General features: G+C 57.7%; 1 pseudogene. It reads left to right on the top strand.

From position 1 onward, the window contains the following. Nucleotides 1–205: 205 nt before the first annotated feature. Nucleotides 206–520 (top strand): annotated as a pseudogene (locus tag GWC77_RS29900) (radical SAM protein); the annotation flags it as partial. Nucleotides 521–645: the final 125 nt, after the last annotated feature.

Genomic DNA, 645 nt, shown 5'->3' with positions numbered 1-645 from the left:
CGACTCCACGCCGATGATAGTGCGGATTGCCCGTGTGAAAGTAGGTAATCGTCAGGCTCCCCATTGAAAACCCCCGGTTCGCAACATGCGAACCGGGGGTTTTTGCTTTGCGCGCCCGACCGCGCTCGCCGTCAGCCGGGAACTTGGCACCGGACATTGTCAAACGCTTGACGCACTGTATGTATATACAGTAAAACATGTCGTCATGGACATGTGCGATGACGAATATCCCGTTGCCCCGCCCGAGCCCCGCAAGGGCCGGGGCGCTGTCACGAATATTCAGGGCCGATACGAGCGCGACGAGCGGGAAACGTTCGATGACGGTTGGGCGCCCGACAGTGAAGACGGCGGCACGTCGCGCCTCAAAACCCAGATCTTCGAGGAACGCGCGAAAAGCATCCTTACGCGCAATGCTTCTCCGGACATTCCGTTTCGCGTTTCGCTCAATCCTTATCGCGGCTGCGAGCACGGCTGCATCTATTGCTTCGCGCGTCCGACTCACAGCTATTTAGGGCTGTCTGTGGCGCGACAATCTGGATGAGAGACGCGCGACAAACAAGATGAGAATGTCGCGGCGAGGTTGATGATGCCGATGTTGATTGACGCTGACAAGCGTTTGTTGATTGACGCTCGGCGCATGTTGCA

Source organism: Paraburkholderia sp. NMBU_R16 (assembly GCF_013282575.1).
Taxonomy (GTDB): Bacteria; Pseudomonadota; Gammaproteobacteria; order Burkholderiales; family Burkholderiaceae; genus Trinickia.
Note: the sequence above shows the minus strand (reverse complement) of the source record. Positions and strands in the feature narration are given on the sequence as shown.